22 protein-coding genes, 1 tRNA gene and 1 pseudogene are annotated in these 24,973 nt (G+C 65.9%); 13 read left to right on the top strand and 11 right to left on the bottom strand.

The annotated features are described in order from the left end of the window. Positions 1–91 precede the first annotated feature (91 nt). Together VHN57_RS03280 and trpE are read left to right on the top strand one after the other, a co-directional pair. Complete coding sequence (locus VHN57_RS03280; RefSeq protein ID WP_037517726.1) at positions 92–2,041, top strand: peptidylprolyl isomerase; 1,950 nt, start codon at positions 92–94, stop codon at positions 2,039–2,041. Between the two features lies 1 nt (position 2,042). Next, a complete protein-coding gene (gene trpE / locus VHN57_RS03275; RefSeq protein WP_080727118.1) occupies positions 2,043–3,566 on the top strand; it encodes an anthranilate synthase component I in 1,524 nt (507 codons plus the stop codon). 112 nt (positions 3,567–3,678) lie between these two features. Here the strand turns inward: trpE and VHN57_RS03270 are convergent, their stop codons facing one another. Genes VHN57_RS03270 through pobA form a run of 3 tightly spaced genes read right to left on the bottom strand, consistent with a single transcriptional unit; the run spans position 3,679 to position 6,419 of the window. Next, positions 3,679–4,407 (bottom strand): extensin-like domain-containing protein, encoded by a 729-nt coding sequence (locus VHN57_RS03270; RefSeq protein WP_278985428.1) that lies wholly within the window; start codon positions 4,405–4,407, stop codon positions 3,679–3,681. A gap of 3 nt (positions 4,408–4,410) precedes the next feature. After that, entirely contained in the window at positions 4,411–5,181 is a 771-nt protein-coding gene (locus VHN57_RS03265) for an NUDIX domain-containing protein (RefSeq protein ID WP_423282769.1), read from the bottom strand. Positions 5,182–5,237: 56 nt separating this feature from the next. Then, positions 5,238–6,419, bottom strand: coding sequence for a 4-hydroxybenzoate 3-monooxygenase (pobA, locus tag VHN57_RS03260; RefSeq protein ID WP_278985432.1), 1,182 nt, complete (start codon positions 6,417–6,419; stop codon positions 5,238–5,240). Positions 6,420–6,570: 151 nt separating this feature from the next. Here pobA and VHN57_RS03255 point away from each other — a divergent pair, with 151 nt between their 5' ends. Further along, positions 6,571–7,452 (top strand): helix-turn-helix domain-containing protein, encoded by an 882-nt coding sequence (locus VHN57_RS03255; RefSeq protein WP_278985434.1) that lies wholly within the window; start codon positions 6,571–6,573, stop codon positions 7,450–7,452. 33 nt (positions 7,453–7,485) lie between these two features. On the opposite strand, the gene VHN57_RS03250 is transcribed toward VHN57_RS03255, so the two are convergent. Next, a complete protein-coding gene (locus tag VHN57_RS03250) occupies positions 7,486–8,079 on the bottom strand; it encodes a TetR/AcrR family transcriptional regulator (protein WP_099230899.1) in 594 nt (197 codons plus the stop codon). 50 nt (positions 8,080–8,129) lie between these two features. On the opposite strand from VHN57_RS03250, the gene VHN57_RS03245 reads away from it, so the two are divergent. From VHN57_RS03245 to VHN57_RS03220, 6 genes and pseudogenes are all read left to right on the top strand, one after another. Next, positions 8,130–8,975: an oxidoreductase gene (locus tag VHN57_RS03245; RefSeq protein WP_278985437.1), complete on the top strand. Its 846-nt coding sequence runs from the start codon at positions 8,130–8,132 to the stop codon at positions 8,973–8,975. A gap of 36 nt (positions 8,976–9,011) precedes the next feature. Beyond that, a complete protein-coding gene (locus VHN57_RS03240) occupies positions 9,012–9,497 on the top strand; it encodes a hypothetical protein (RefSeq protein WP_278985438.1) in 486 nt (161 codons plus the stop codon). Then, positions 9,497–11,085: pseudogene (locus VHN57_RS03235) on the top strand (alpha/beta hydrolase). Before VHN57_RS03240 ends, VHN57_RS03235 begins: the two are co-directional and overlap by 1 nt. A 79-nt stretch (positions 11,086–11,164) precedes the next feature. After that, positions 11,165–11,917 (top strand): peroxide stress protein YaaA, encoded by a 753-nt coding sequence (yaaA, locus tag VHN57_RS03230; protein ID WP_278986997.1) that lies wholly within the window; start codon positions 11,165–11,167, stop codon positions 11,915–11,917. A gap of 78 nt (positions 11,918–11,995) precedes the next feature. Continuing rightward, on the top strand, positions 11,996–12,556 hold the full coding sequence (locus tag VHN57_RS03225; RefSeq protein ID WP_037491139.1) for a YkgJ family cysteine cluster protein: 561 nt from the start codon (positions 11,996–11,998) through the stop codon (positions 12,554–12,556). Between the two features lie 93 nt (positions 12,557–12,649). Beyond that, a complete protein-coding gene (locus tag VHN57_RS03220; protein WP_278986984.1) occupies positions 12,650–13,546 on the top strand; it encodes an aldo/keto reductase in 897 nt (298 codons plus the stop codon). Between the two features lie 121 nt (positions 13,547–13,667). Here the strand turns inward: VHN57_RS03220 and VHN57_RS03215 are convergent. Next, a tRNA-Ala gene (locus tag VHN57_RS03215) sits at positions 13,668–13,743 on the bottom strand. A gap of 257 nt (positions 13,744–14,000) precedes the next feature. On the opposite strand from VHN57_RS03215, the gene VHN57_RS03210 reads away from it, so the two are divergent. Continuing rightward, positions 14,001–14,924, top strand: a complete 924-nt coding sequence (locus VHN57_RS03210; protein WP_278986988.1) for a DUF2171 domain-containing protein — start codon at positions 14,001–14,003, stop codon at positions 14,922–14,924. Between the two features lie 46 nt (positions 14,925–14,970). Here the strand turns inward: VHN57_RS03210 and VHN57_RS03205 are convergent, their stop codons facing one another. The 4 genes from VHN57_RS03205 to VHN57_RS03190 form a co-directional block, all read right to left on the bottom strand. Continuing rightward, positions 14,971–15,804 (bottom strand): HpcH/HpaI aldolase/citrate lyase family protein, encoded by an 834-nt coding sequence (locus VHN57_RS03205; RefSeq protein ID WP_278986991.1) that lies wholly within the window; start codon positions 15,802–15,804, stop codon positions 14,971–14,973. Continuing rightward, positions 15,801–16,253 (bottom strand): MaoC family dehydratase, encoded by a 453-nt coding sequence (locus VHN57_RS03200; RefSeq protein ID WP_278986992.1) that lies wholly within the window; start codon positions 16,251–16,253, stop codon positions 15,801–15,803. The genes VHN57_RS03205 and VHN57_RS03200 overlap by 4 nt, the downstream gene beginning before the upstream one ends. 62 nt (positions 16,254–16,315) lie before the next feature. Further along, a complete protein-coding gene (locus VHN57_RS03195) occupies positions 16,316–18,157 on the bottom strand; it encodes an acetyl/propionyl/methylcrotonyl-CoA carboxylase subunit alpha (RefSeq protein ID WP_278986993.1) in 1,842 nt (613 codons plus the stop codon). Between the two features lie 80 nt (positions 18,158–18,237). Further along, positions 18,238–19,839 (bottom strand): carboxyl transferase domain-containing protein, encoded by a 1,602-nt coding sequence (locus tag VHN57_RS03190; protein ID WP_278986995.1) that lies wholly within the window; start codon positions 19,837–19,839, stop codon positions 18,238–18,240. 39 nt (positions 19,840–19,878) lie between these two features. Between VHN57_RS03190 and VHN57_RS03185 the strand changes: the two genes are divergently transcribed. Continuing rightward, positions 19,879–20,217 carry a DMT family protein gene (locus tag VHN57_RS03185; RefSeq protein WP_004211232.1) on the top strand — a complete coding sequence of 113 codons (339 nt, stop codon included), beginning with the start codon at positions 19,879–19,881 and terminating at the stop codon, positions 20,215–20,217. A 1-nt stretch (position 20,218) separates the two neighbouring features. Here the strand turns inward: VHN57_RS03185 and VHN57_RS03180 are convergent, their stop codons facing one another. After that, positions 20,219–21,364 carry an isovaleryl-CoA dehydrogenase gene (locus VHN57_RS03180; RefSeq protein WP_423282760.1) on the bottom strand — a complete coding sequence of 382 codons (1,146 nt, stop codon included), beginning with the start codon at positions 21,362–21,364 and terminating at the stop codon, positions 20,219–20,221. Between the two features lie 85 nt (positions 21,365–21,449). Between VHN57_RS03180 and VHN57_RS03175 the strand changes: the two genes are divergently transcribed. Together VHN57_RS03175 and VHN57_RS03170 are read left to right on the top strand one after the other, a co-directional pair. Further along, on the top strand, positions 21,450–22,322 hold the full coding sequence (locus VHN57_RS03175; protein WP_278988691.1) for a LysR family transcriptional regulator: 873 nt from the start codon (positions 21,450–21,452) through the stop codon (positions 22,320–22,322). Positions 22,323–22,575: 253 nt separating this feature from the next. Next, on the top strand, positions 22,576–23,613 hold the full coding sequence (locus VHN57_RS03170) for an IS110 family RNA-guided transposase (protein ID WP_161730774.1): 1,038 nt from the start codon (positions 22,576–22,578) through the stop codon (positions 23,611–23,613). A gap of 254 nt (positions 23,614–23,867) precedes the next feature. On the opposite strand, the gene VHN57_RS03165 is transcribed toward VHN57_RS03170, so the two are convergent. Further along, on the bottom strand, positions 23,868–24,713 hold the full coding sequence (locus tag VHN57_RS03165; RefSeq protein ID WP_278988413.1) for a bestrophin-like domain: 846 nt from the start codon (positions 24,711–24,713) through the stop codon (positions 23,868–23,870). Positions 24,714–24,973: the final 260 nt, after the last annotated feature.

The following is a 24,973-nucleotide window of genomic DNA, read 5'->3' as shown; positions in this document are numbered from 1 at the left end:
TCCAGACCGTCCGCCACGGCCGCACTTGCCGCCGGGTCGATCCGCCCCTAAAGCGGGCCGCCATATCGCCGCATAAAAACCGGACATTCTCATGCTCTCTGTCTTCCGCAGTTTCATCCGTTCCAAATTCGGCGCCTTTTTCGCGATCCTCTTTCTGGGGTTGATCGCGGCGGCGTTCATCCTGGGCGACATTTCCAGCGGCAAGTTCGGGACCGGCCTGGGCGGCGGCGACACCGTCGCAAAGGCCGGCGGTTCCAAGCTGCGCATGAGCGAGTTGCAGGACCGCATCCAGCGCGTGTTCGAAAATGCGCGCCGCGAAAATCCCGGCATGCAGATCGGCGATTTCTTTGCCCAGGGTGGTGGCAAGCAGGTGTTCGACCAGCTGGTCGCGGCGCTGACGCTCAAGCAGTTCGCCAGCGATCAGGGCGTCCATATCAGCAAGCGACTGGTCGATGCCCAGATCGCGCAGATCCCCGCCTTCCAGGACGCGGCGGGCAATTTCAGCCAGGATAATTTCCGCGCCCTGCTGCAGCGCGAGCGGATCAGCGAACAGTCGCTGCGCGACGATATCAGCCGTGAAATCCTGCAGCGCCAGCTGCTGGCCCCGGTCGGCCTGGGCGTGAAGCTGCCCGACAGCGTGGCGCTGCCCTATGCGTCGCTGCTGCTGGAGGAACGCCAGGGCACGATCGCCGCGATCCCGGCGGCCGCCTTCCTGGACGCCAAGGAGCCGACCGACGCGCAGGTCGCCGATTTCTACAAGAAGAATGCCGCGCGCTACACCATCCCGGAACAGCGCCGCATCCGCTATGCCGTGATCGACAGCGAGCGTTTCGCCCAGGCGGCCCAGCCGACCGAGGCGGAAATCACCGCCGCCTACAACCAGAACAAGGCGGCCTATGCCGCCAAGGAAAATCGCAGCGTCGAGCAACTGGTGCTGCCGACCCAGGCGGGCGCCAAGGCAATCGCCGACCAGGTGAAGGCCGGCAAGACACTGGCCGCCGCGGCGCAGGGCGCAGGCCTTGCCGTGTCGACCCTGACCGACCAGAGCCGCGAGGCGCTGGCCGCCACCGCGTCCAAGCCGGTCGCCGACGCCGCCTTTGCCGCCAAGCAGGGCGAACTGGTCGGCCCGGTCCGTGGTTCGCTCGGCTGGATCGTGCTGCGCGTCACCGCGCTCAACAATGTCCCGGCCCGTGCGCTGGCTTCGGTGCGCGATGAAATCATTGCGACGCTGCGCACCCAGAAGGAAAAGCAGCTGCTGACCGACTTCACCGGCAAGATCGAGGATCAGATCGCCAATGGCGGCACCTTCGAGGAAGTCGCGAAGGATAATGGCCTGAAGCTGGAAACCTCGCCGCTGCTGGTGTCGAGCGGCAAGCAGGTCGAGGACGAAACCTATCAGCCCAACAGCGACCTGCAGCCGCTGCTGGCCCCCGTCTTCGCGATGAGCGCCGACGATGATGCCCAGCTGGTGCCGATCACCGCCGACAAGCGCTATGCGCTGGCCGCGCCGGGCGACATCGTCGCCCCCGCCCCGCCGCCGCTCGCCAAGATCAAGCCGCTGGTCGTGGCCCAGTACAAGCTGAGCCAGGGCTATGAGAAGGCGCAGAAGGTTGCCGAGGACATCCGCGCCAAGGTCGCCAAGGGCACCAAGCTGGCCGATGCGCTGGCCCAGGCCGGCGTCAAGCTGCCCGCCCCGCAGGTCGTGGGTGGCCGTCGCGCCGACCTGATGCGCGGCCAGCAGCGCCCGCCGGCGGAAATCGCCATCCTCTTCTCGATGGCGGCCAACAGTGTGAAGACCCTGCCGATCGGCCAGGATCGCGGCACCTTCGTAGTGCAATTGAACGCCATCAAGCGTGGTGACGCCGCCGGTCAGCCCGAATTGCTGAACCAGGTCCGCACCCAGCTGGGCGACGTCGTGGGCGAGGAATATGGCGCCCAGTTCGAGCGCGCGATCGAAAAGGACATGGGTGTGACCCGCAAGGCGAACGCCGTGGCCGAAGCCCAGAAGGCGCTGTCCGCCACCAACAGCGGCGAGCAGTAAGATGGCGGCGCAGGGGGGAATGGTGGACGGCACGGCCGTCGCGCGCGCGGCACTGGCACAGGGCCGTTCGGGTCTGGTGTGGCGGCGGCAGATTGCCGACACCGACACGCCGATCTCCGCTGCGCTCAAGCTGTTCGAGCCGGACCGCGGCGACTTCCTGCTGGAATCGGTCGAGGGTGGCGCGGTGCGCGGCCGCTACAGCCTGATCGGCCTCGCCCCCGACCTCGTCTATCGCGCCGAGGGCGCAAAGGGCGAGATCAACCGCCAATGGGCGACCGATCGCGACGCCTTCGTCCCCGCCGAACAGGATGCGTTGCAGGCGCTGCGCGCACTGGTCGCCGAATGCCGCGCCGATCTGGACCCCGCCCTGCCGGCCGCGCTCGCCTGTCTAGTCGGCTATTTCGGCTATGAGACGGTAGGCCTAGTCGAAAAGCTGCCCCGCCCCGCCGCCAACGACATCGCCCTGCCCGACATGCTGTTCGTGCGGCCGACCGTCATCCTGGTGTTCGATCGGCTGGCCGACGCCCTGTTCCTGGTCGCCCCGGTATGGAAGGATCAGGCCGCCGACGCCGAAAAGGCGATCGCGCAGGCGCTGGAGCGGATCGACGCGACCGCCGCGCGCCTGGCTGCGCCGCTGCCGGCCGTGCCCGCCCCGGCCGACATTGCCGAGATCGACGTGACGCCGGTGCTGGAACCGGGCCGCTACGCCCAGATGGTCGACCGCGCCAAGGACTATATCGTCGCAGGCGACATCTTCCAGGTGGTGCTGGCGCAGCGCTTCACCAGCCCCTTCACCTTGCCGCCGATCGCGCTCTATCGCGCGCTGCGCCGGATCAACCCGTCGCCCTTCCTCTATTATCTCGACCTGCCCGGCTTTGCGCTGATCGGGTCCAGCCCGGAAATCCTGGTCCGCGCCCGCGATGGCGAAGTGACGATCCGGCCGATCGCCGGCACCCGCCCGCGCGGCAAGAATGCGGTGGAGGACGCCGCCAACCGCGCCAGCCTGCTCGACGATCCCAAGGAACGGGCCGAGCATCTGATGCTGCTGGACCTGGGCCGCAACGATGTCGGCCGCGTCGCCAGCGCCGGCAGCGTTACCGTGACGGAAAGCTATACGGTCGAATTCTACAGCCATGTGATGCACATCGTGTCGAACGTGGTCGGCCGTCTGGCGCCCGAAAAAGATGCTATCGACGCGCTGTTCGCGGGCTTCCCGGCCGGCACCGTGTCGGGCGCGCCCAAGGTCCGCGCCTGCGAGATCATCGCCGAACTGGAGCCGGAAACGCGCGGTGCCTATGCCGGCGGCGTCGGTTATTTCGGGCCGGACGGCAATATGGACAGTTGCATCGTGCTGCGCACCGCCGTGCTGAAGGATGGCGTGATGCACGTCCAGGCTGGCGCCGGCATCGTCGCCGATTCGACCGCCGAATATGAGCAGCGCGAATGCGAGGCCAAGAGCGGCGCCCTGCTCGCCGCCGCGCGCGAAGCCGTCAGCCTGGCCAAGCAGGCCGGCTACGGACAGTAATTACAACCGTTCGCCCTGAGCGAAGTCGAAGGGCCCTGCTGAGGCGAAGCCGAAGCCCTTCGCTGCGCTCAGGAGAAGGCTTCGACTTCGCTCAGCCCGAACGCCTTAATCCCTAACGACAGGCCCGCCAGCCCGTCGCGCCGCGTTCCGCCTGGTCGAGGTGGAAATGGTCGCGATGGGCGGCATTATAGTCCGGCGAGAGTACGGTCGAGAAAAGGTCGCAGGCGCCATCGCGCACGTCACGCAGGAAGGCGGCGTCCTTGCCCTGCCCCTTCCAGTCGCCGACCACGCTGATCCGGTGGCCATCGGCCAGCACGAAGCCCGCGACATCGATCGCATCGGCCGTGGCATGTTCGCTGAAGTCGCTCTGGCTGCGACCGTACATGCGCCGGCAGCTATAGGAACCGAAATGAGTGATGGAGCGCACCGGCTGGCCGAACAGGCGCTGGGCGGCGGGCTGCACCACCTGCCATTCCCAGACGCGCAGGGCGGCAACCACCGGGCAGGACGGCGCCACCCCGGCGGGTGACAAGGCGATCATGCCCTTTTCCGCCTTCAGCCGGACCGCGTCGGCATAGCCGCACTGCCCCTCGCCCCCGCCTGGCTTCATCGGCGTATAGGCAATGCCGGCCCGGTCGAGCAGCGCCAGGCATTGCGCCCGATCGCCGGTCAGGGTGGCGAGCTTGCGACCGGTGAACAGGCCGACCGGCTGCGACAGGTCCAGCCTGGTCCACGGCAGATCCTGCGGCCGCTGGCGCAGCAGCGCGTATCCGACCCAGAGCAGGCCAAGGATGACAGCGATGATGACAAGGGCACGAAGGGTCAGATGAAGGCGGCGCATCCCCTAACCACGCCGGACCTGCCGCATTGGTTCCGACGTCACTGGATAGCCCAGATGCGTCGGGATGCAGAGATGCGGCTCGCCGTCGCGCTCCTCGAACCAGGGGCGCACCTTTTCCACCGGGATGCTGCGCGCATGGGCGGCGAGCGCGTCGAAACTGTCATATTGCGCCAACCGTTCCAGATTGCGGCGGGTGGGGAAGATGACATGCCCGTGGCCGCCATCGGCACGGGCGATGGTCGCGGCGGCGCTGCTCCAGAACAAACGGACATTCTCGGTCGCGTCGACGCTTGCCTCCTGCCCCAGTGGCGCACGGGCGAGATAGAAGCGGGTGTCATAGACGCGGATCGCCTTTTCCCGTGCAGACGGGTGCCAGCGGGCGAACGGCACCAGCGCATCCAGCGCCAGGGCGATGCCGCGCGGCACCAGAAGATCGCCGAGCGGCGCCCCGTCGAGCAGGCCCGCGCGAATCGCCGACACGGTGGCGGTATCGACAGACCCCGCCAGACCGACGCCCATGCCGCTTTCCTCGATCGTCTCGCGAATGGCGGCGATCCGTGCAGCGACCTCGTCACTGGCCAGATCGCTGGACATACTGGCGGCCAGCGCCCGGTCGCTATCGTCCACGCCACCGCCCGGAAAGACCAGCGCACCCGCGGCAAAGGCCATGGTCGCGGCCCGTTCCATCATCAGCAGGTCGGGCGCTCCGCCCGGCCGGTCGCGCACGATCACGATCGTCGCTGCGGGGCGCCCCGCGTCATTCTCTTCGCTCATGCCCCGGTCTAGGCCGCATCCGGCAGGGCGGTAAAGCCCCGCCCCGGCCAGAGGCGTCAGGCAGCCATCAGCGGAAGGCCGACATAATTTTCCGCCAGCGTGCGCTGTGCCGCCTGCGACCCGCGAATATAGTCGATCTCGGCCGCCTGGATGCGGCGCGCGAAACCGTCCATGTCGGGGAAGCGGTGGGTGATCGAGGTGAACCACCAGGAAAAGCGCTCCGCCTTCCACACGCGCGCCAGAGCGCGGGCGGAATAGCCGTCCAGCCCGGCATCCGATCCACCGCGATAATGGTCGACCAGCGCCTCGCTCAGCATGATGACGTCCGACGCGGCGAGGTTGAGCCCCTTGGCGCCGGTCGGCGGCACGATATGGGCAGCGTCGCCGGCCAGGAACAGCCGGCCCCAGCGCATCGGTTCCGATACGAAGGAACGCAGCGGCGCGATCGACTTCTCGAAACTCGGCCCGCGGGTGACGCGCGATGCGGCGTCGGGGCCAAGGCGCAGGCAAAGCTCGTCCCAGAAACGGTCGTCGGACCAGTCATCGACCTGCTCGTCGAGGCCGCACTGGATATAATAGCGGCTGCGCGTGGGCGAACGCATCGAGGCGAGCGCGAAGCCGCGCTCATGATTGGCGTAGATGAGTTCATGGTCGGCGGGCGGCACATCGGCCAATATGCCGAGCCAGCCGAACGGATAGACGCGCTCGAACGTGCGCAGCACATGGGCGGGGATGCTGTTGCGGCTGACGCCATGATAGCCGTCGCAGCCGACGACATAGTCGCACTGCAATTCCTGCGCGACGCCATCCTGGCGCCAGCGGACCACGGGATGATCGCCGTCCAGCCCCTCCAGCGTCACATCCTGCGCATTCCAGACAATCTCGACGCCGCGCTCCGGCGCCGCCTCGAACAGGTCGTGCATCACCTCCTGCTGGCCATAGACGGTGACCGCGCTGCCACCGGTCAGCGCCGCCATGTCGATGCGGAACAGCGAACCGTCGAGCGAAATCTGGGTGCCGCCATGCACCAGCCCCTCGCGATCGAGCCGGCTGCCGAGGCCCAGCCGATGCATCAGGTCCGTCGTCACCTGTTCCAGCACGCCGGCACGCACCCGCCCCTCGACATAGGCCCGGTCGCGCCGTTCCAGCACGACCGCGGCAATGCCCTCCGCCGCGAGCAGATGGGCCAGGAACATGCCGGCCGGGCCGGCGCCGATAATGGCTATGCTGGTGCGCATTCGCATCCTCTCATGATCCGGGTGCGCTGACGGCGCCCCTGTTTGTCCGATGCGCCCATCGTATCCGCACGGCCGGCGATGGACATGGGCGCACCAGCCTATTAATTGGACAATTCATCAGCCCCAGCGCATCCCGACGGGACCATGCCCGATGTCAAAACAGTCCTTCCCGACCTTCTATCTCTATGGGGAGCCCCACAGGCTGGTGGCGGAGGGCTTCGTCCATGTCGAAACCCTGGACGATCGCTCACGTCCCAGCGAATGGACGATCAAACCGCATGCCCATAGCGAGCTGAGCCATATCTTCCTCATTACTTCGGGCGGCGGCGCGATGGAGGCGGATGGCGCGGAACTGCGCTTCGTCGCGCCCAGCTTCCTGCTGGTGCCGGCCACCGCCGTGCATGGCTTCAAATGGCTGGAGGAAACCGCTGGCTTCGTCATCACCATGGCGGACGCCTATCTGCAGGATCTTGGCCGCCATGGCCCGGAACTGACCGGCCTGTTCGAGCGGCCCGACGCGATCGAGATGAGCGCGGCGCAATTGCCCCCGGTCGAACGGCTGGTCGCCGATCTGATGCGCGAACTCAGTTGGTCAGCGCCGGGCCACCGGGCGGCGGTCGATGCGGCGATGCTGTCGCTGCTGGTGACGGCACTGCGCCATCGCAGCGCCGCCGTCCACGCCGCCCCGCGCGCCGGACCACATGCGTCGATCGTGGCGCGGCTGCGCGAACGGATCGAGCAGCGCTTCCGCCTGCGCGAACCGGTGTCGGTCCATGCCGCCGCGCTGGGCGTCAGCCAGACCGCGCTGCGCGTCGCCTGCGCCCGGATGGCCGGCCGATCACCGGCCCAGATGCTCGACCAGCGCGCCCTGCTCGAAGCGCAGCGGGCCCTGCTCTATTCCAACCTGTCGATTGCCGAGATCGGCTTTTCGATCGGCTTTGCCGACCCGGCCTATTTCAGCCGCTTCTTCCAGCGCAACATGGGCCTGTCCGCCCGCGCCTATCGCGAGGCACAGCAGGGCGCGACCGGTTAAGACGCACGAAGCCGTCCGCCCTAGGCATGACGATCAGGACTGGCTGGCTGCGCCGCCCAGCAAGGCGTTCGCCACGTCGCGGGCATTGGCAGCAAGTTCGTCATCAGGCAATTCACCGGCCGTCCAGAAGGACAGCACACCGCGAAAGCCGAAGGCCAGATGCCGTGCCAGGGCGGGCAGCGCCGGGTGTCCTTCAACCAGGCCTTCGCCAGCACCGATCGCCAGGGTCCACAGCGCGGTGGACTGCGCCAGCACTTCGCCATGGGTCGGCCCCGGCGTGCCGAGCCACCCCATCACCGCCCGGTTCACGCGCGGTTCTTCCAGCATCAGCTCGACCACCGTGGCGACCGCCAACAGCACGCGCTGGCCGGCATCATCGCGCCGCGGCTTGTCCGCGAAGCGTTGGGTCGCGGTGGCGATCCGCCGCGCCGACAGGGCGTGCATGATCGCGGCCTTGCTGCCGAACTGGTTGAACGGCGTGGCGAAACTGACGCCCGCTTCGGTCGCCAGATCGCGCATCGAAAATTCCGCCTTGCCGTCGCGCAGCAGGCGTTCGGCCGCGTCGATCACACGATTGCGCACAGGTTCACCACGCGAACCGGTCGAGGGGGGCTTGATGGACGTCATATTGCTATCTATATCATGATATAGTTGATGTTCAAATCATGGAGTAGGCCATGTCGGCGCTGATCCCCAAGACTTTCCTGATTACCGGCGTCAGTTCCGGCCTGGGCCGGGCCTTTGCCGAGGGCGCGCTGGACGCCGGCCATGCCGTCGTCGGGACCGTGCGTAACCCCAAGGATGCCGAAGCCTTTGCGGCGCTGGCGCCCGGACGCGCGCATCCGCTGCTGCTGGACGTGACGCATCTGGACGCGATTCCGGCGGCCGTGGCGGACGCCGAGCGGCGCGCCGGGTCGATCGACGTGCTAGTGAACAATGCGGGCTATGGTCATGAGGGCGTGCTGGAGGAATCGTCTATCGACGATCTGCAGCGCCAGTTCGCCGCCAATGTGTTCGGCCCGGTGGCGATGATGAAGGCAGTGCTGCCCGGCATGCGCGAAAGGCGGCGCGGTCATATCGTCAACATCACCTCCATGGGCGGGTTCATCACCATGCCCGGCATCAGCTTCTATTGTGGCAGCAAGTTCGCGTTGGAAGGGATTTCCGAAGCGCTGGGCAAGGAAGTGGCGCCGTTCGGCATTCATGTGACGGCGCTGGCGCCCGGCCAGTTCCGCACCGATTGGGCCGGGCGGTCGATGGACCGCACGCCGCGCAGCATCGCTGATTATGACGCAGTCATGGACCCGATCAGGGCGGCGCGTCAGGCCAAGAGCGGGCAACAGCCGGGTGATCCCGCGCGCGCGGCGCAGGCCTTGCTGGTTTTGGTCGATGCGCCGGCACCGCCGACCCGCCTGTTCCTGGGCGACGATGCGCTGGGCCTCGTCGAAGGCAAGATGGCCGCCATGGAAGCAGAGATCGCGCAATGGCGCGCATTGTCCCGCTCCACCAGCTTTGCCGCATAAGCGCGGCGATCCCGCGCCAACAGAAAGACATAGACCATGTTTGGAATAACGCCTCTGGGCTGGCTCCATACGCTCGGCAGCCTGCCCGCCATTCCGCTGGCCGCCTATATGTTCGCGCGCCATGGCCGGATCATGCCGCGATCGGCACCGGGCATCGCCTATCTCATCTTCATGCTGATCGGTGCCGGCACCGTGTTCCTGGTGGCGCATCAGCCCGTCAGCTACGGCATCGGCACGGTGACGATCCTGCTGCTGATCGCCGGCTATGGCGTGAACAATATCCGCTTTCTCGGGCGGGCGCGGCGCTATCTGGAAACCGTCTTCCTCAGCCTCACGGCGTTCCTGCTGATGGTGCCGACCGTGACTGAAATCCTGCGCCGCGTGCCGGACGGTCACCCGTTCGTCACCGACCTCAAGTCACCCTTGCTACTGGGATCGCAGGCGGCGCTTCTGGCAATGCTGATCCTGGGCCTTGCCGCCCAGTTGATTGCCCTGCGCCGGCAAAATGGCAGGATCTCCTGATGATGACTGCAATGGCCCGCTTGCTTGCACTTCCCCTGTCTGGGCTGGCGCTGATCGGCGCTGCGGCACCCGAAACGCGCTTCGATATCAGCCTGCCGGCTGCGCTGGGCGACGACGCATCGGGACGGTTGCTGCTCTTTGCGGCACCGCTGAGCACCGACAATGGCAAGAGCGAGGATATCGACATCTATGGCCCCGACGACGCCCGCATCTTCGTGGCGGGCCGCGATGTCGCCAGTTTCGGGCCTGATCGCACCGTGAGCATCGATGCCGAGGAAGGCGCGTTTCCCAAGGGATTGGCGGGACTGGCGCCCGGAGACTATCGGGTGCAGGTCGTGCTCGATCGCGATGGCGACTATAATTATGGCGGGCGGGGGCCGGGCGACCTGGTCTCGAAGGTGGTGACGTTGCGCCTGCCGCTAGGCGCCAGGCCATCGATTGCGCTGGATCACAAATTGCCGCCGGCGCCCGCGCAGTTCGACGTCACCGGCCTGCCGCCGCGCGCCGCCGAGCAGATCACCGCGTCGCGCCCGCATCTGCACGACGAACAGGTCGTATCGAAAGTGCTGACCCGCTTTCGCGGCACGCCGCAGAGTGTCGCCGCCTGGGTGCTGACCCCGCCGGGCTATGATCCCAACGGCCGCGTCACCTATCCCACGGTCTATACGGCCGGTGCGTTCGGCACCAATCACCGGGTGGACGGGCAGCAATTGTCGCGCATCTGGCACCTGATGGAGACAAAGGCCATTCCGCCGATGATCTGGGTGACGCTGGACTTCGCCTCGCCCACGGGCACGACCGAATTTGCCGACAGCGTCAATAATGGTCCCTGGGGCGAAGCGCTGACGCGCGAGATCATCCCGGCGCTCGAAAGCCGCTATCGGATGGACGCCAGGCCCTCGGGCCGGTTCCTGACCGGCCATAGTTCGGGCGGCTGGTTCGCGCTCTGGGCGATGGTGCGCTATCCCGCTGTCTTCGGCGGAAGCTGGGCCTCGTCACCCGATCCGGTGGATTTCCGGCACTTCATCGGCGTCGACCTCTATCAGCCGGGGGCGAACATGTATCGCGATACCAATGGCGCGGCCCGTCCGCTGGAGCGCGCCCATGGCGAGGTGAAGACGACGATCGCGCAGGCGGCGGGGATCGAGACGGTGCTGGGCCGGGACGGCGGCCAGTTGCGATCCTTCGACTGGGCCTTCTCGCCGCGCCGTGCGGACGGGACGCCGGCGCCGCTCTTCGACCGGGTGACGGGCGCAGTCGATGCGCAGGTCGCGGCCTATTGGCGGGACAATTATGATATCGGCCACCGGATCGAGACTCAATGGCCGCGCCTGCGCCATGACCTGGACGGCAAGGTCCATGTCGTGGTCGGGACTGCCGATTCCTACTATCTCGACGGTGCCGTCCATGATCTGGAGGCCGCGTTCCGCAAGGTGGGGGGCGTGCGGAATTCATCTATGTCCCCGGCGCGTCGCACAGCATCAACGAAGTCTATGCACGGGACGGCGATCGCAACGCCTATTACCGGGAAATGGCGCAGGCCATGTATGCGGTGGCGCGGCCATCAGCGGGCACAGGCGGGCGCTGAAGCGAAATCCGCTGGCGGGCGGGAGGGGGAGGCGCGGTCCGGTTTGACGCCCGGACGAGGCGCGGCTACCGCGCGGGGCATGATCGTTCTGCTCTCTCCCGCCAAGACGCTCGACTTCGAGCGCGCGCTGCCGCCCCTTGCCGTCACCACGCCGCATTTCGCCGAGGAAGCGCGCGGGCTCGCCAAGTCGGCCGCCAATCTTTCGCAGAAACGGCTGGCGGAACTGATGCATATCTCGCCGCGCCTGGCCAAGCTCAATGCCGACCGGTTCCGGGACTTTGCCGACCTGCCCGAACGGCAGGCGCTCTATGCCTTTGCCGGCGACGTCTATTCCGGTTTCGAAGTGGACACGCTGGACGAGGCGGCGGTGGCCTTTGCGCAGGATCATGTGCGGATGCTGTCGGGCCTTTACGGGCTGCTGCGTCCGCTGGATGCGATCCGTCCCTATCGGCTGGAAATGGGCACGCGCTGGGCGCCGCGACACAAGAAGCTGACCGACTGGTGGGGCGATCGCATCGCCGCGCTGCTGCGCGCACAGGCCGCGGAAGAGGGGTCGGGCGTCGTCCTCAACCTGGCTAGCCAGGAATATTTCGCGGCGGTCGAGAACAGGCTCGATGGCCTGCGCGTGATCCATGTCGATTTTCGCGAGCCGGGGCCGAACGGCCCGCGCTTCGTGAGCTTCAACGCGAAGCGGGCACGCGGCATGATGGCGCGCTGGATGTGCGAACATCATGTCGCCGATGTCGAGGCCATGCAGGGCTTCGACAGTGACGGATATCGCTTCGATCCGGCCGAGAGCGACGCTGACCATTGGCGCTTCATGCGCGCCTGACCGACGCAGGGCGTCTGCCGCGAGGCGGCGCGCATGATGCCGCTTGCATTCCCGACAAGGCCAAGGCACCCCGCCCGAATGCACATGGATACAGATCTGGAAACCGCTCTGCTGGGCCCTGTCATCCCTGACCGGTCCTGCGGCGATTGCACCATGTGCTGCACCATTCTGACCGTCGACACACCCGATTTCAAGAAAGCGGCGGGCGCGCCCTGCGCGCATCTGGGCGAGCAGGGATGCAGCATCCATGCGGTGCGCCCGCATATCTGCCGGACATGGTTTTGCGCATGGCGCCGGGTCCAGGCCATGCCCGATGAAGCCCGTCCGGACCGGTCCGGCATCCTGGCGTCGATCGATTTCGTCCGCGAACCGCGCAACTGCTTCGAAGGCGTATCGATCATGGTTCGCATGCTGCCCGGCAGCGCGGCGATCGAGAATGGCATGGCCGGCGCGATCCTCGACAGTCTTTGCGATCAGCTGGTGCCCGTCTGGTTCAGCGACGGATCGCGGAAGATGTTGATGCACCCCGACAATGAGGTCGCCGCCCTCGTCCTGTCGGGGGATGCCGCCCCCGCCCACCTGCGCGCCGAAGTCGCCGCCTGGCGCGCGCGTTACATGAGCTTTTCATCCAGGGCGTGACACCGGCCCCGGCAAGCGCCGGTCGCCCGGCCGGTCATGTGGGACGCGGATGGCCCCTACCGCCGGCACATTGCTTGTGCCATTGATCGATCCATGACGACGCTGCGCCTCTCCGCCGAACCACGTCCGCTCGGCAAGAGCGGCATTTCCGTCTTTCCGATCGCCTGGGGCATGTGGCGCCTGGCCGGCGAGGATATCGCCGAGGCCCGCGCCAGGGTGGAGGCGGCGCTGGACGCCGGCATCACCCTGCTCGACACGGCGGACATCTATGGCTGCGACACACCCGCCGGTTTCGGATCGGCCGAAACGCTGTTCGGCCAGATATTGGCGGATGCCCCTGAACTGCGGCACCGCATGATCATCGCCACCAAGGGCGGCATCCGACCGAGCATCCCCTATAATAGCGGCGCAGACTATCTGGCCGAGGCCATCGATGCGTCCTTGACGCGAATGGGCATCGACCGGGTCGATCTCTACCAGATCCATCGCCGCGATTTCCTGACCCATCCGCAGGAAGTCGCCGCCAGCCTGACCCGCATGGTCGAAGCCGGCAAGGTGCGCGCGATCGGCGTGTCCAACTATGCGATTCATGAACTCGACGCGCTCCAGACCTTTCTCGACCTGCCGATCGTCAGCACCCAGCCTGAATTTTCCGCGCTGCGCACGGCGCCGCTCCATGACGGCACGCTCGATCAGGCGATGGCGCGCGACATGGCGGTTCTGGCCTGGTCGCCGCTGGGTGGTGGTCGCCTCGCCAAGGCGCTGCACCCGGCCGCTGTGACGCTTGCAGATCAGGGCGAGCGCTATGGCGTCGATATCACCGCCGCCGCCCTGTCCTGGATCATTGCGCATCCCGCGCGCCCGATTCCCATTGTCGGCAGCCAGTCCGCTGCCCGCATTGCCCGCAGCATCGATGCCTTCAAGGTCGAATGGACCCGCGGCGAATGGTATGCGGTGCTCGAAGCGTCGATGGGAGAAAGGCTACCCTGATCCGCCCGTGCGAGATCGCGATCTTGCCATGCTGTCCGATGATCATGGGGTGCGCCGATCGGTGGCGTCCGGTCCGCGCAGCCAATGCCACACGGAACAGTTCGTTCATTTCGAAGGAAAATGGTGGAGCCTAGGGGGATCGAACCCCTGACCTCGTCATTGCGAACGACGCGCTCTCCCAGCTGAGCTAAGGCCCCAAAGGTGGGCTGCCTATAGGCGAGGGATTTTCGCCTTGCAACGGTCTTTTGCGCAAAAAATCGCCGCCTTTCCTGATCTCGATCAAGCGCCCCGGAAATCGGCCCTTTCCGCCTTCGACAGGGCGGTTGAAAGGCGCGACGTTTCCCGCCCGTAACGCCCGGAACGATGCCTCGCCCCACCCATTGATGGCCTGTCGGTGCAACACGCACGCACCACCGGAGGGCGCGATCCTCCGACAAGCACAAGGAGACGGACCATGGGTTATCAAGGCGGACGCCGCTATGGCGGCGATGATCGCTACTCGACCGACTGGGATCGCGGCAACGACCGTTACAATGATCGGTACAGGGCAACGCGCGACGAGCGCGCCTATCGATACGGCATGCGCGGCCAGTTCAGCGGGCCGGGTGCCCGCCCCTATCCCCAGGGCTATGATCCCGACGAGCGCGGCTTCTTCGACCGGGCGGGCGACGAGATTCGCAGCTGGTTCGGCGATGACGAGGCGGAACGCCGCCGCGAATATGACGAATATTATAATCGCCCCTATGGCGACCCGCGCGACCAGTCGAGCCGGCTTGGCTATGCCTCGGCTGCGCGCAGCGACTATCTGCCCGGCCGTGGCTTTGCGCCCTATACCGGGGAGCGCAGCGGCTATGGCAGCGAGGACCATGGCTATCGCAACCGCGCCTTCGGCCCGCAGCAGGACTATGGCGCCCATCATGACAGCAATTATTATAGCTGGCGCCAGCAGCGGATCGACGAATTGGACCGCGACTATGCCGAGTATCAGCGCGAACATCGCGATCGCTTCAACAGCGAATTCGGCACATGGCGCACCCGTCGCGGCGAGCAGCGCCAGGCGGTGACGCAGGTGCGCGAGCATATGGAAGTGGTCGGCAGCGATGGCGAACATGTCGGCACCGTCGACAAGCTGCGCGGCGACCGCATCATCCTGACCAAGAGCGACAGCGATGCCGGCGGTGTCCACCACTCCATCCCCTCCTCCTGGATCAAGTCGGTCGATGCGACCAAGGTGACGCTGGAAAAGAGCGCGGACGAAGCGCAGCACGCCTGGCGCATCGAGCGCGAACAGCAGGCGCTGTTCGGCGATCGCGACGACACCCGCGGCACCTATGGCGCCGGATCGTCGACCAATTATGAAAAGAGCCGTTACCGCTAAATCGGGACGGTGAAATGAGAGGCCCGGCCGCGATGCCGGGCCTTTTTCATATGGCGGCCAGCACGCGCTGGGCCTGCACCAGATGCGGGCGATCGATCATCTTGCCGTCCAGCTTCAGCACCCCGGCACCCGGATTGGCGGCAAAGGCATCGACCACCGCGCGGGCATGATCGACCTCCGCCGGGGTCGGAGTAAAGCCGGCATTGATCGCCGCGACCTGAACCGGATGGATCGCCATCATGCCGGTAAAGCCGTCGCGCCGCGCCCGGCCGACATAGGCGGCCAGATCATCCATCGCGTCGATCCGCGGGAAGACCGTGTCGATCGCCGCGACACCGGCGGCATGGGCCGCGAACAGGGTCAGGCTGCGCGCCATCTCGATCGGCGCGGTATAACGGCCATCGGCCTCCCGCGCGCAGGTAGCGCCGATCGAGGCGGGCAGATCCTCCGCGCCCCAGGTGAGGCCGGCCAGCCGATCACGAACGCTGCGATAGCTGCCAAGCTCGAACAGGGCCGCGGGCGTTTCCGTGGCGATCGGCAGGATCGGCGGCAGCCGCCCTGCCCCGGCCAGTTCCTCCAGCGCCAGGATGCTGGCCGCCCCTTCCGCCTTGGGCAGCATGATGCCGTCGGGCGCCGCCGGCAGGATGATGGCCAGATCATCGGCCGTCTGCCCGCCCTCCAGCGGATTGACCCGGACGAAGGCGGTGCAATCGCGCGCGCCCCCCAGCCAGCCGGCGATCGCATCACGGGCATAGCCCTTGCGCTCGGGCGCGACCGAATCCTCCAGGTCGAGGATGATTGCATCCGCGCCGCTCGCCGCCGCCTTGTCGAACCGTTCGGGGCGATCGCCCGGCACAAAGAGCAGCGAGCGGAGTTTCATGCAGACCTCTTCTTGAGCAACGCCATGCGCAGGCACTGGCAAACAATCTCGTCCCGCTGGTTGAGCAGGCGATGGGTGAAGGTGACGATGCCGGCTTCGGGGCGCGAGCGGCTTTCCTTGAGCTCTGTGACCTCGGTCTCGCAGCGCAGCGTGTCGCCGATGAACACCGGCTTGGGCATGACGAGTTTGTCATAGCCCAGGTTCGCGACCAGCGTGCCCATGGTGGTATCCCCCACCGACAGGCCGATCATCAGCGCGAAGCTGAAAGTGCCGTTGACCAGGATCTGGCCGAATTCCGACGCCTTGGCCGCCTCGGCATCCAGATGCAGCGGCTGGGGATTATGGGTCATGGTGGTGAACAGCAGATTGTCGGTCTCGGTCACCGTGCGGCGCAGTTCATGCGCGATCCGGTCCCCCACCTGCCATTCGTCGAAATGCCTGCCCGCCATCGTTCGCCCTTTATATAAATATGCACAATAGTGCAATTATCATCTCATGAAGCCGGATCGGCTCAACCTTCGCTATGATCGATCCGGGCCAGCAATACGCCCTCGCTCACCTGCCCGCCCTCGGCCGCGTTCAACTCCGCGACCACGCCGTCGAACGGCGCGACCAGGCTATGCTCCATCTTCATCGCTTCGAGCGTCAGCAGCTTCTGCCCCTTGGTCACCGCCTGCCCGGCCGTCACCGCCACCGCAATGATGCGGCCAGGCATGGGCGACAGGATCGCGCCGTCGGATGCGGCACCGCCCGCGCCACCGGCAACGCGCCAGGGCGTCATTTCCCAGACCTGCCCGCCCTCGGCAATCAACACATCCTCCAGCGGCCGGGCGTCACCCAGACGCGGATCATAGCGCACGGCATGGGCATGGCCGTTCAGCAGGAAATTCGCCTCCGCCCGGACCGGCGCATTGAGGCGGAAGCCGGCCAGCGCTCCGCCCGGCGTCAGCGCCGCGGCCGCATCGGCCAGTGCCGCGTCGGACGGATCGGCCGGCGGCAGCAGCGCATCGCCCTCCCGCGCGATCAGGCCGGTGTCGAGCCGGGCCGCCGCGAAATCCGCATTCTCCAGCGCCTTGACCAGAAAGCCCGCATTGGTGCGCAGCGGCCAGATCACCGTATCATCAAGCGCCGCCGCCAGCCGCAGCCGCGCCGCGTCGCGCGTGTCGCCATGGGCGATGACCTTGGCGATCATCGGATCATAATAAGGCGAAATGGCCGCCCCTTCCTCGACGCCGGTATCGATGCGCGCACCGCCGCCCAGTTCGAACGTGTCGAGCGTGCCGATCGAGGGCAGGAAGCCCTTGACCGGATCCTCGGCATAGAGGCGCGCTTCCATCGCCCAGCCATTGATCGACAGCTGCTCCTGCGTCCGGGGCAGCGGTTCGCCCGACGCGACCCGCAGCTGCCATTCGACCAGATCCTGGCCGGTAATCTCCTCGGTCACGGGATGTTCGACCTGAAGCCGGGTGTTCATTTCCATGAACCAGATGCGGTCGGCGCGCAGCCCATCCGATCCGTCGGCAATGAACTCGATCGTGCCAGCACCGACATAGTCGACCGCCTTGGCCGCATTGACCGCCGCCTGGCACACGGCCGCGCGGGTCGCTTCATCCATGCCCGGCGCGGGTGCTTCCTCGATCACCTTCTGGTGGCGGCGCTGGAGCGAACAGTCGCGCTCGAACAGATGGACGACATGGCCATGCTTGTCGCCAAACACCTGCACCTCGATATGGCGCGGATTGGTGATCCATTTTTCCAGCAGCACCTGATCGTTGCCGAAGCTGGACGCCGCCTCGCGCCGGCAGGACAGCAAGGCGTCGGCGAAGTCGGCCGCGGCATCGACCATGCGCATGCCCTTGCCGCCGCCGCCGGCGACCGCCTTGATGAGGACAGGATAGCCGATCGCGTCGGCCTCCGCCGCCAGCCGTTCAGGCGACTGGTCTTCACCCAGATAGCCCGGCGTGGTGGGGACGCCCGCATCCTGCATCAGTGTCTTGGCCGCGTCCTTCAGGCCCATGGCGGTGATGGAGGACGGGTTGGGACCGACCCAGATCAGGCCGGCGTCGATCACCGCCTGGGCGAACTCGGCATTTTCCGACAGGAAGCCATAACCGGGGTGGATCGCCTGTGCCCCTGTCGCTTTCGCTGTCGCGATAATGCGATCGCCGACCAGATAGGATTCGCGCACCGGCGACGGGCCGATATGCACCGCCTCGTCCGCCTCGCGCACATGCAGCGCGTCGGCGTCGGCATCGGAATAGACCGCGATCGTGCGGATACCCAGCCGCCGCGCGGTGCGGATGATGCGACAGGCAATCTCGCCCCGATTGGCGATGAGGAGGGATTCAAGCACCACAGTCTCCCAATTCGTCATGCTGGCGCCACAGACCGGATATCACAGCCCGGCGCCCAAATTCTGAGCAGCAAGCCCGATCACATCCGGAACACGCCAAATTGCGCGCGTTCCTCCACCGGCGCGTTCAAGGCTGCGGCGAAGGCCAGCCCCAGCACATCCCGTGTCTGGGCCGGGTCGATCACGCCATCGTCCCACAGGCGCGAGGTCGCGAAATAGGGATTACCTTCATCCTCATATTTCTGGCGCACCGGCGCCTTGAAGGCTTCGGCCTCTTCCGGCGTCCATTTGGCGGCGTCGCGGTGGACGGTCGCCAGCACGCTCGCCGCCTGCTCGCCACCCATCACGCTGATGCGGGCATTGGGCCAGGTGAAGAGGAAGCGCGGCTGATAGGCGCGGCCACACATGCCATAATTGCCCGCTCCGAAGCTGCCGCCGATCAGCACGGTGACCTTGGGCACCTGCGCCGTGGCCACCGCCGTCACCAGCTTGGCGCCATGCTTTGCGATCCCTTCCGCCTCATATTTGCCACCGACCATGAAGCCGGAAATATTCTGGAGGAAGAGCAAGGGTACGCGCCGCTGGCAGGCCAGTTCGATGAAATGGGCGCCCTTCTGCGCGCTTTCGCTGAACAGCACGCCGTTGTTCGCCAGGATCGCCACCGGCATGCCCCAGATATGGGCGAAGCCGCAGACGAGCGTGGTGCCGTAGAGCGGCTTGAACTCGTGAAATTCGCTACCATCGACGATCCGCGCAATCACTTCGCGCACATCATAGGGCGCGCGCACATCCTGGGGGATGATGCCATAGAGATCGGCCGGATCGAACTTGGGCGGACGCGGGTCGCGCAGGTTGAGGTCGCTCTGGCGGTCGGGCTGCAGGGTCGAGACGATGTCGCGCACGATCGACAGCGCATGCTCGTCATTGTCCGCGACATGATCGACCACGCCGGACTTGCGGCCATGCAGGTCGCCGCCGCCCAGATCCTCGGCGCTGATGACCTCGCCCGTCGCCGCCTGCACCAGCGGCGGGCCGGCGAGGAAGATGGTGCCCTGGTTGCGGACGATCACCGTCTCGTCCGACATCGCCGGGACATAGGCGCCGCCGGCAGTGCAACTGCCCATGACGCAGGCGATCTGCGGGATGCCGCGCGCCGACAGGTTCGCCTGATTGTAGAAGATGCGGCCGAAATGGTCGCGGTCGGGAAAGACCTCCGCCTGGTTGGGCAGGTTCGCGCCGCCGCTGTCGACCAGATAGACGCAGGGCAGCCGGTTTTCGAGCGCGATTTCCTGCGCGCGCAGATGCTTCTTCACCGTGACGGGATAGTAAGTGCCGCCCTTCACCGTGGCGTCGTTGCAGGCGATCATCACCTGGCGCCCCGACACCCGGCCGATGCCGGCGATCATGCCGGCGCCCGGCACCTCGTCGCCATATTGGCCATTGGCGGCGAGTTGGCCAATCTCCAGGAAAGGCGAACCGGGATCGAGCAGCCGCTCGACGCGATCACGCGGAAGCAGCTTGCCACGACCGGTATGCTTGTCGCGCGCGGCCGGCGATCCGCCCAGCGCCGCGTCGGCAACCCTGGTGCGCAATTCTTCCGCCAGCGCGCGATTATGCACAGCATTGGCGCGGAAGCCCTCGCCATCGGGTGACAGCTTGCTGTCCAGAACCGGTGCGCTCATGCCCTCGCCTTCCCGGCGTCCGCGTGCCACAGAGCAGATATGCCCACCATCATCCTCCTCATCCTCTCCAACCTGTTCATGACCACCGCCTGGTACTGGCACCTCAAGGGCGGCATGAACAAACCGCTGATGCTGGTCATCCTGATCAGCTGGGCGATCGCCTTCGTCGAATATTGCCTGGCGGTGCCCGCCAACCGCATCGGCTTTGCCCATGGCTGGTCCGCCGGACAACTCAAGATCGCGCAGGAAGCCATCGCCCTCGTGATCTTCGGCATCTTCATGGTGACGGTGCTGGGCGAACCGCTCCACTGGCGCCACGCGGCGGCCTTTGCCTGCATCATGGCGGCGGTCGGCTTCCTGTTCGTGGGGCGGAGCTGAATCACGCCCCAATTAATTCCCGGCCAATCAGCATCCGGCGGATCTCGTTGGTGCCGGCGCCGATATCGAGCAGCTTGGCGTCGCGCATATAGCGTTCGACCGGCCAGTCCCTGGTATAGCCCGCGCCCCCCAGCGCCTGCACCGCTTCCAGCGCGACCTTCATCGCATTCTCGCTGGCGAGCAGGATGGCGCCGGCCGCGTCGAAGCGGGTGGTCTTTCCCGCGTCGCAGGCTTTCGCCACGGCATAGACATAGGCGCGCGCGCTGTTGAGCGCGACATACATGTCGGCGACCTTGGCCTGCATCAGCTGGAACGCGCCGATGGGCTTGCCGAACTGCTTGCGCTCGCGAACATAGGGCAGCACCGTGTCGAGACAGGCCTGCATGATGCCGAGCTGGATGCCGGCAAGCACGGTGCGCTCATAGTCGAGACCCGACATCAGCACGCCGGCGCCGCCGTTCAGCGGCCCCATGATATTTTCTTCCGGCACTTCGCAATCCTCGAACACCAGTTCGGCGGTCGGGCTGCCGCGCATGCCGACCTTGTCGATCTTCTGGCCGATCGAGAAGCCGGCAAAGCCCTTCTCGATCAGGAAGGTCGTGATGCCCTTGGAGCCCTCGCCGGTCTTGGCATAGACGACCAGCGTGTCCGCCTCGGTCGCATTGGTGATCCAGAATTTCGTGCCATTGAGGACGTAGCGATCGCCCTTCTTTTCGGCCTTCAGCTTCATCGACACGACATCGGACCCGGCGCCGGCCTCCGACATGGCAAGGCTGCCCACATGCTCGCCGGAAATCAGCTTGGGCAGATAGCGCGCCTTCTGCGCGTCATTGCCCCAGCGGCGGATCTGGTTGACGCAGAGATTGGAGTGCGCGCCATAGCTGAGACCTATGGAGGCGGAGGCCCGCGCCACTTCCTCCTGCGCCACCACATGCTCCAGATAGCCCAGGCCCAGGCCGCCATCCGCCTCGTCCACGGTGATGCCGTGCAGGCCAAGCGCGCCCATGGCGGGCCACAGATCACGCGGGAACCAGTCCTTGGCGTCGATCTGCGCCGCCAGCGGGGCGATATGATCGGCGGCGAAACGGGCGGTGCTTTCGCGGATCATGTCCGCATGCTCGCCCAGAGCGAAATCGAAATCGGTCATTGGCATCTCTCCTGCGCCGCACCCTAGTCCTGAACGCGGCAAGGGAAAAATTGAAACCACGGGCAGGAGTGTATAGTTTCCATCTATGATCGAACGCTATCTGCTTCGCTATTTCCTGGCGGTCGTGGACCAGGGCAATTTCTCCCGTGCGGCGGCGCATTGCCTGGTGTCGCAACCGACCCTGTCGGTCGGCATCGCCAAGCTGGAACAGGCGGTCAGCGCGCCCTTGTTCCTGCGCAGCAACCAGCGTGTGGAACTGACCGAGGCCGGCAGTCGTCTGCTCAGCCACGCCCGGCGGATCGAGCGCGAGTTCAACCTGGCCGAACAGGCCGGCGCGCAGACGGCCGAAATCCAGACGCTGCGCATCGGCCTGCTGACCAGCATCGCCGGCGCGCCGGTGGCGGCAGCGGTCGCCGCCTGCCCGGCCGAGGCGCGCGGCCGGGTGGAGTTTATTCCGGGGTCGGAGCGCGAATTGCTGGGACGGCTGGATGCCGAACGGATCGACGTGGCGCTGACCCTGGTGCGACCTGGTGCGGAGGAGCGCTATGCGGCGCAGATATTGGCCGAGGAAGGCTATGGCCTGGCCCTGCCCGCCGGCCATCGCCTCGCCGGGCGCGAGACGATCGCGGCGGAGGAACTGGCGGGCGAGACGATGATCGTGCGCCGTCATTGCGAGGCGCTGTCGGCGACCAGCCGCTATTTTGTCGATCGCGGCATCCGCCCGCATTTCGCCTATCGGTCGACGAATGACGAGCGGGTGATGCAGATGGTGGCAGCCGGTTTGGGCGTCACGGTGATGCCGCTGGGCTATCAATGGCCCGGCATGGCGCGCGCGGCGCTGCGCGACTTTGGCGAGCGCCGGACGATCGGCCTGCTCCATGGCCCGCGCGCCATTCACCTGCGCGAGACGCCACCGCCGATGCTGCGCGCGTTGGCAATGGCGTTTGGCAACATCTAAGAGAGTGGTTGAGACATCGCGAAAGCGCGATTTCCGATACGGTGCCAGCCCGCTCCCCCTCCCGGCCACCCAACGGCAGTATTCTATGGGTGGCCGGGTGGGGGAGCGGGCTGGTGCCGGAATGCGCCGGATGGCGCATTCTCAAACAGATGGGGTGATTGGGGCTCGCCACCGAGTCGGAGAGGTGGCTGCTCCTCGCAAATGGTAGAACGTGGTCCGTATCGAGCGGCCACAACCATGAGGAGAAGCAACCGTGAACTACTATGCCGGATTGGATGTTTCGTTGGAAGAGACGGCCATCTGTATTGTCGATGAGACGGGCGCGATCGTACGCGAGCTACGCGCGCCCAGCGATCCTGAAAGCTTGATATCGGCGTTCAACGGGGTTGCTTTGCCGATGGTGCGGATCGGACTGGAGGCCTGTTCGCAATCGGCGTGGCTTCACCAGGGTATGGCTCGGTCCGGCTTGCCGGTGTTGTGCATTGAAACACGACAGGCAAAAGCGGCCATGGGAGCAATGCCGAACAAGACTGACCGCAATGACGCGCGGGGATTAGCGCAAATCATCCGAACGGGCTGGTATCGGCAGGTTCACGTCAAGAGTGCCCCGTCACGGATGTCGCGCTCATTACTTGTGGCGCGCCGGACGGTGCTCTGTAAAGTGCGGGACATGGAGAATGCGGTGCGCGCCGTACTACGCGAAAGTGGGCTCAAAGTTGGAGCTCCAGGCCGCAAGCTGTTCGCCACGCGGGTGCGCGAACTCGCTGAAACCGACCCTTCGCTGGCGGATATTACAGAACCCTTGCTGGCCATCGTCGCCGCCATGCACTGCCAACTTGAACGGCTGACACGCCGTGTTCTTGAGACCGTTCGAGTTGAACCCATCTGCCGGCAGTTGATGTCTGTGCCTGGCGTGGGGCCGCTGACGGCGCTCGCCTTTCGCGCGACCGTGGATCGACCTGAACGCTTCCGACGATCTCGCGATGTCGGCGCCCATCTGGGCCTGACTCCAAGGCGATATCAATCGGGTGAAACAGATGTGCAGGGACGCGTCAGCCGGTGCGGAGACGAACTCGCGCGCACATTGCTTTACGAGGCGGCCCATACGTTACTGACCCGATGCAAGAAATGGTCGGCGCTCAAAGCCTGGGGCATGGGCATTGCCAAGCGGCGGGGGATGGCAAAGGCCCGCGTCGCTGTCGCCCGCAAGCTCGCGGTGATTTTGCATCGCATGTGGAGCGATCAGACTGAGTTTCGCTGGGGGAAGGTTCCAGCAGGCCAGATCGCATGAGGAGGCCCGAACAAGATCCCGTCTGAGAAGACGGGTAGCGTCGTTCCCATGGGGACGAAGGGCAAGACGATCTCGCTTAGAGTCCGGAACCTCAGCCCAGCTGAAGGTCGCGAAACAGATTGAGACGCCTTGCTCTCCATGACCCCATTATGCGGCGGCCTTGCGCCGACCGCGGAGAGAAGCGAGTGATCCATGGGAACGATCACGTAATCGAGGAAGCAGCTTGACCCAAAAGGCCCCAATCAGAGAAGACTCTAAGGCGCTGGCTCCACGACCGGCTTGCGCCAGATGTCGAAGGTGCCGGGCGGCTGCTGCTTCAGCGTCTCGCGCAGTTCGATCATCGGCCCCTGGCTTTCGACGATATTGCCGCCCGCCGGCCGGTCGATATCGATGATCAGCATGTAGGACATGGTGAAGAGCAGGAATAATATGCCCGCCAGCATCCGCCCCTGCGTTTCCGACCGGGCATAGCCCAGCATCCCCGCAGTCACCGCGATATAGACCCACAGCGCCAGGAACACCTCGCCCGGCACCCGCACCTTGCGCGCCGCCTTGCGCGCGCTGTCCATGTCGATCACTTCGTTGACGGTCGAATGGAGCGAGGAGGCCAGCGCCGAATTGCCGATCGCATCGGTCGCCGCCAGCGTGCCGGCCCATAGCTCGACCAACAGCCGATCGCTGGCGACGATCAAGGGCGCCATCTTGTCGGGTCTGGCCATGCCCAGTTCGACACGATTATTGGTGTAGTTGACCAATATCTGCGACATCCGCGTGCGATGCGGTTCGGGCAGGCCCTGAACGCGCAGATAGCTGGTGCCGATGGCATTGGCTTCCTGCAGCACCAGCGCCCGGCGCGTTTCGAACCGGCCGACCGCCAGCGCGAAGGTGAAGCCCAGCAGCAGCGCAACCAGACCGATCACGGCGGAGACGATATAGCCTTCCGCCCCATTTTCTTCCGTGGCGCCCTTGTGCGTCAGCAGCCGACGCACCCGCTGCCGCAGGACATAGCCGGCCGTCGCCGTCAGCGTCATGGTCGCCAGCATCAGAAACCCGACCAGCAGGATGGGCAGCTTGTCCAGAAATTCCGCCAGATTGGCCATATGACCCCCTCAGTCTATCGGGGGCAGCATGTGCCGTTTCAGGGGCCGGGAACCATCGGGCGAAACACCGGCATGGCTCAGGGATTATCCCTAGTGGTGACGGGTCGACGCCGGGTTTCCATGACGATAGTCAGGAGAGAGCGCAAAGCGATCGACATGTGGGGGCATTGCCATTTCAGTCGCTTGCGCATGCCTTACCCTGCATCCGTCCGCTCGCATTCCCCCGAACGTCACGGCGTAATTCGACGGCTTTAACATGA

The sequence above is a fragment of the Sphingobium salicis subsp. salicis genome (genome assembly GCF_049472635.1).
In the GTDB taxonomy this organism is placed as follows: Bacteria; Pseudomonadota; Alphaproteobacteria; order Sphingomonadales; family Sphingomonadaceae; genus Sphingobium; species Sphingobium yanoikuyae_A.
This window is presented reverse-complemented; position numbering and strand designations above follow the sequence as displayed.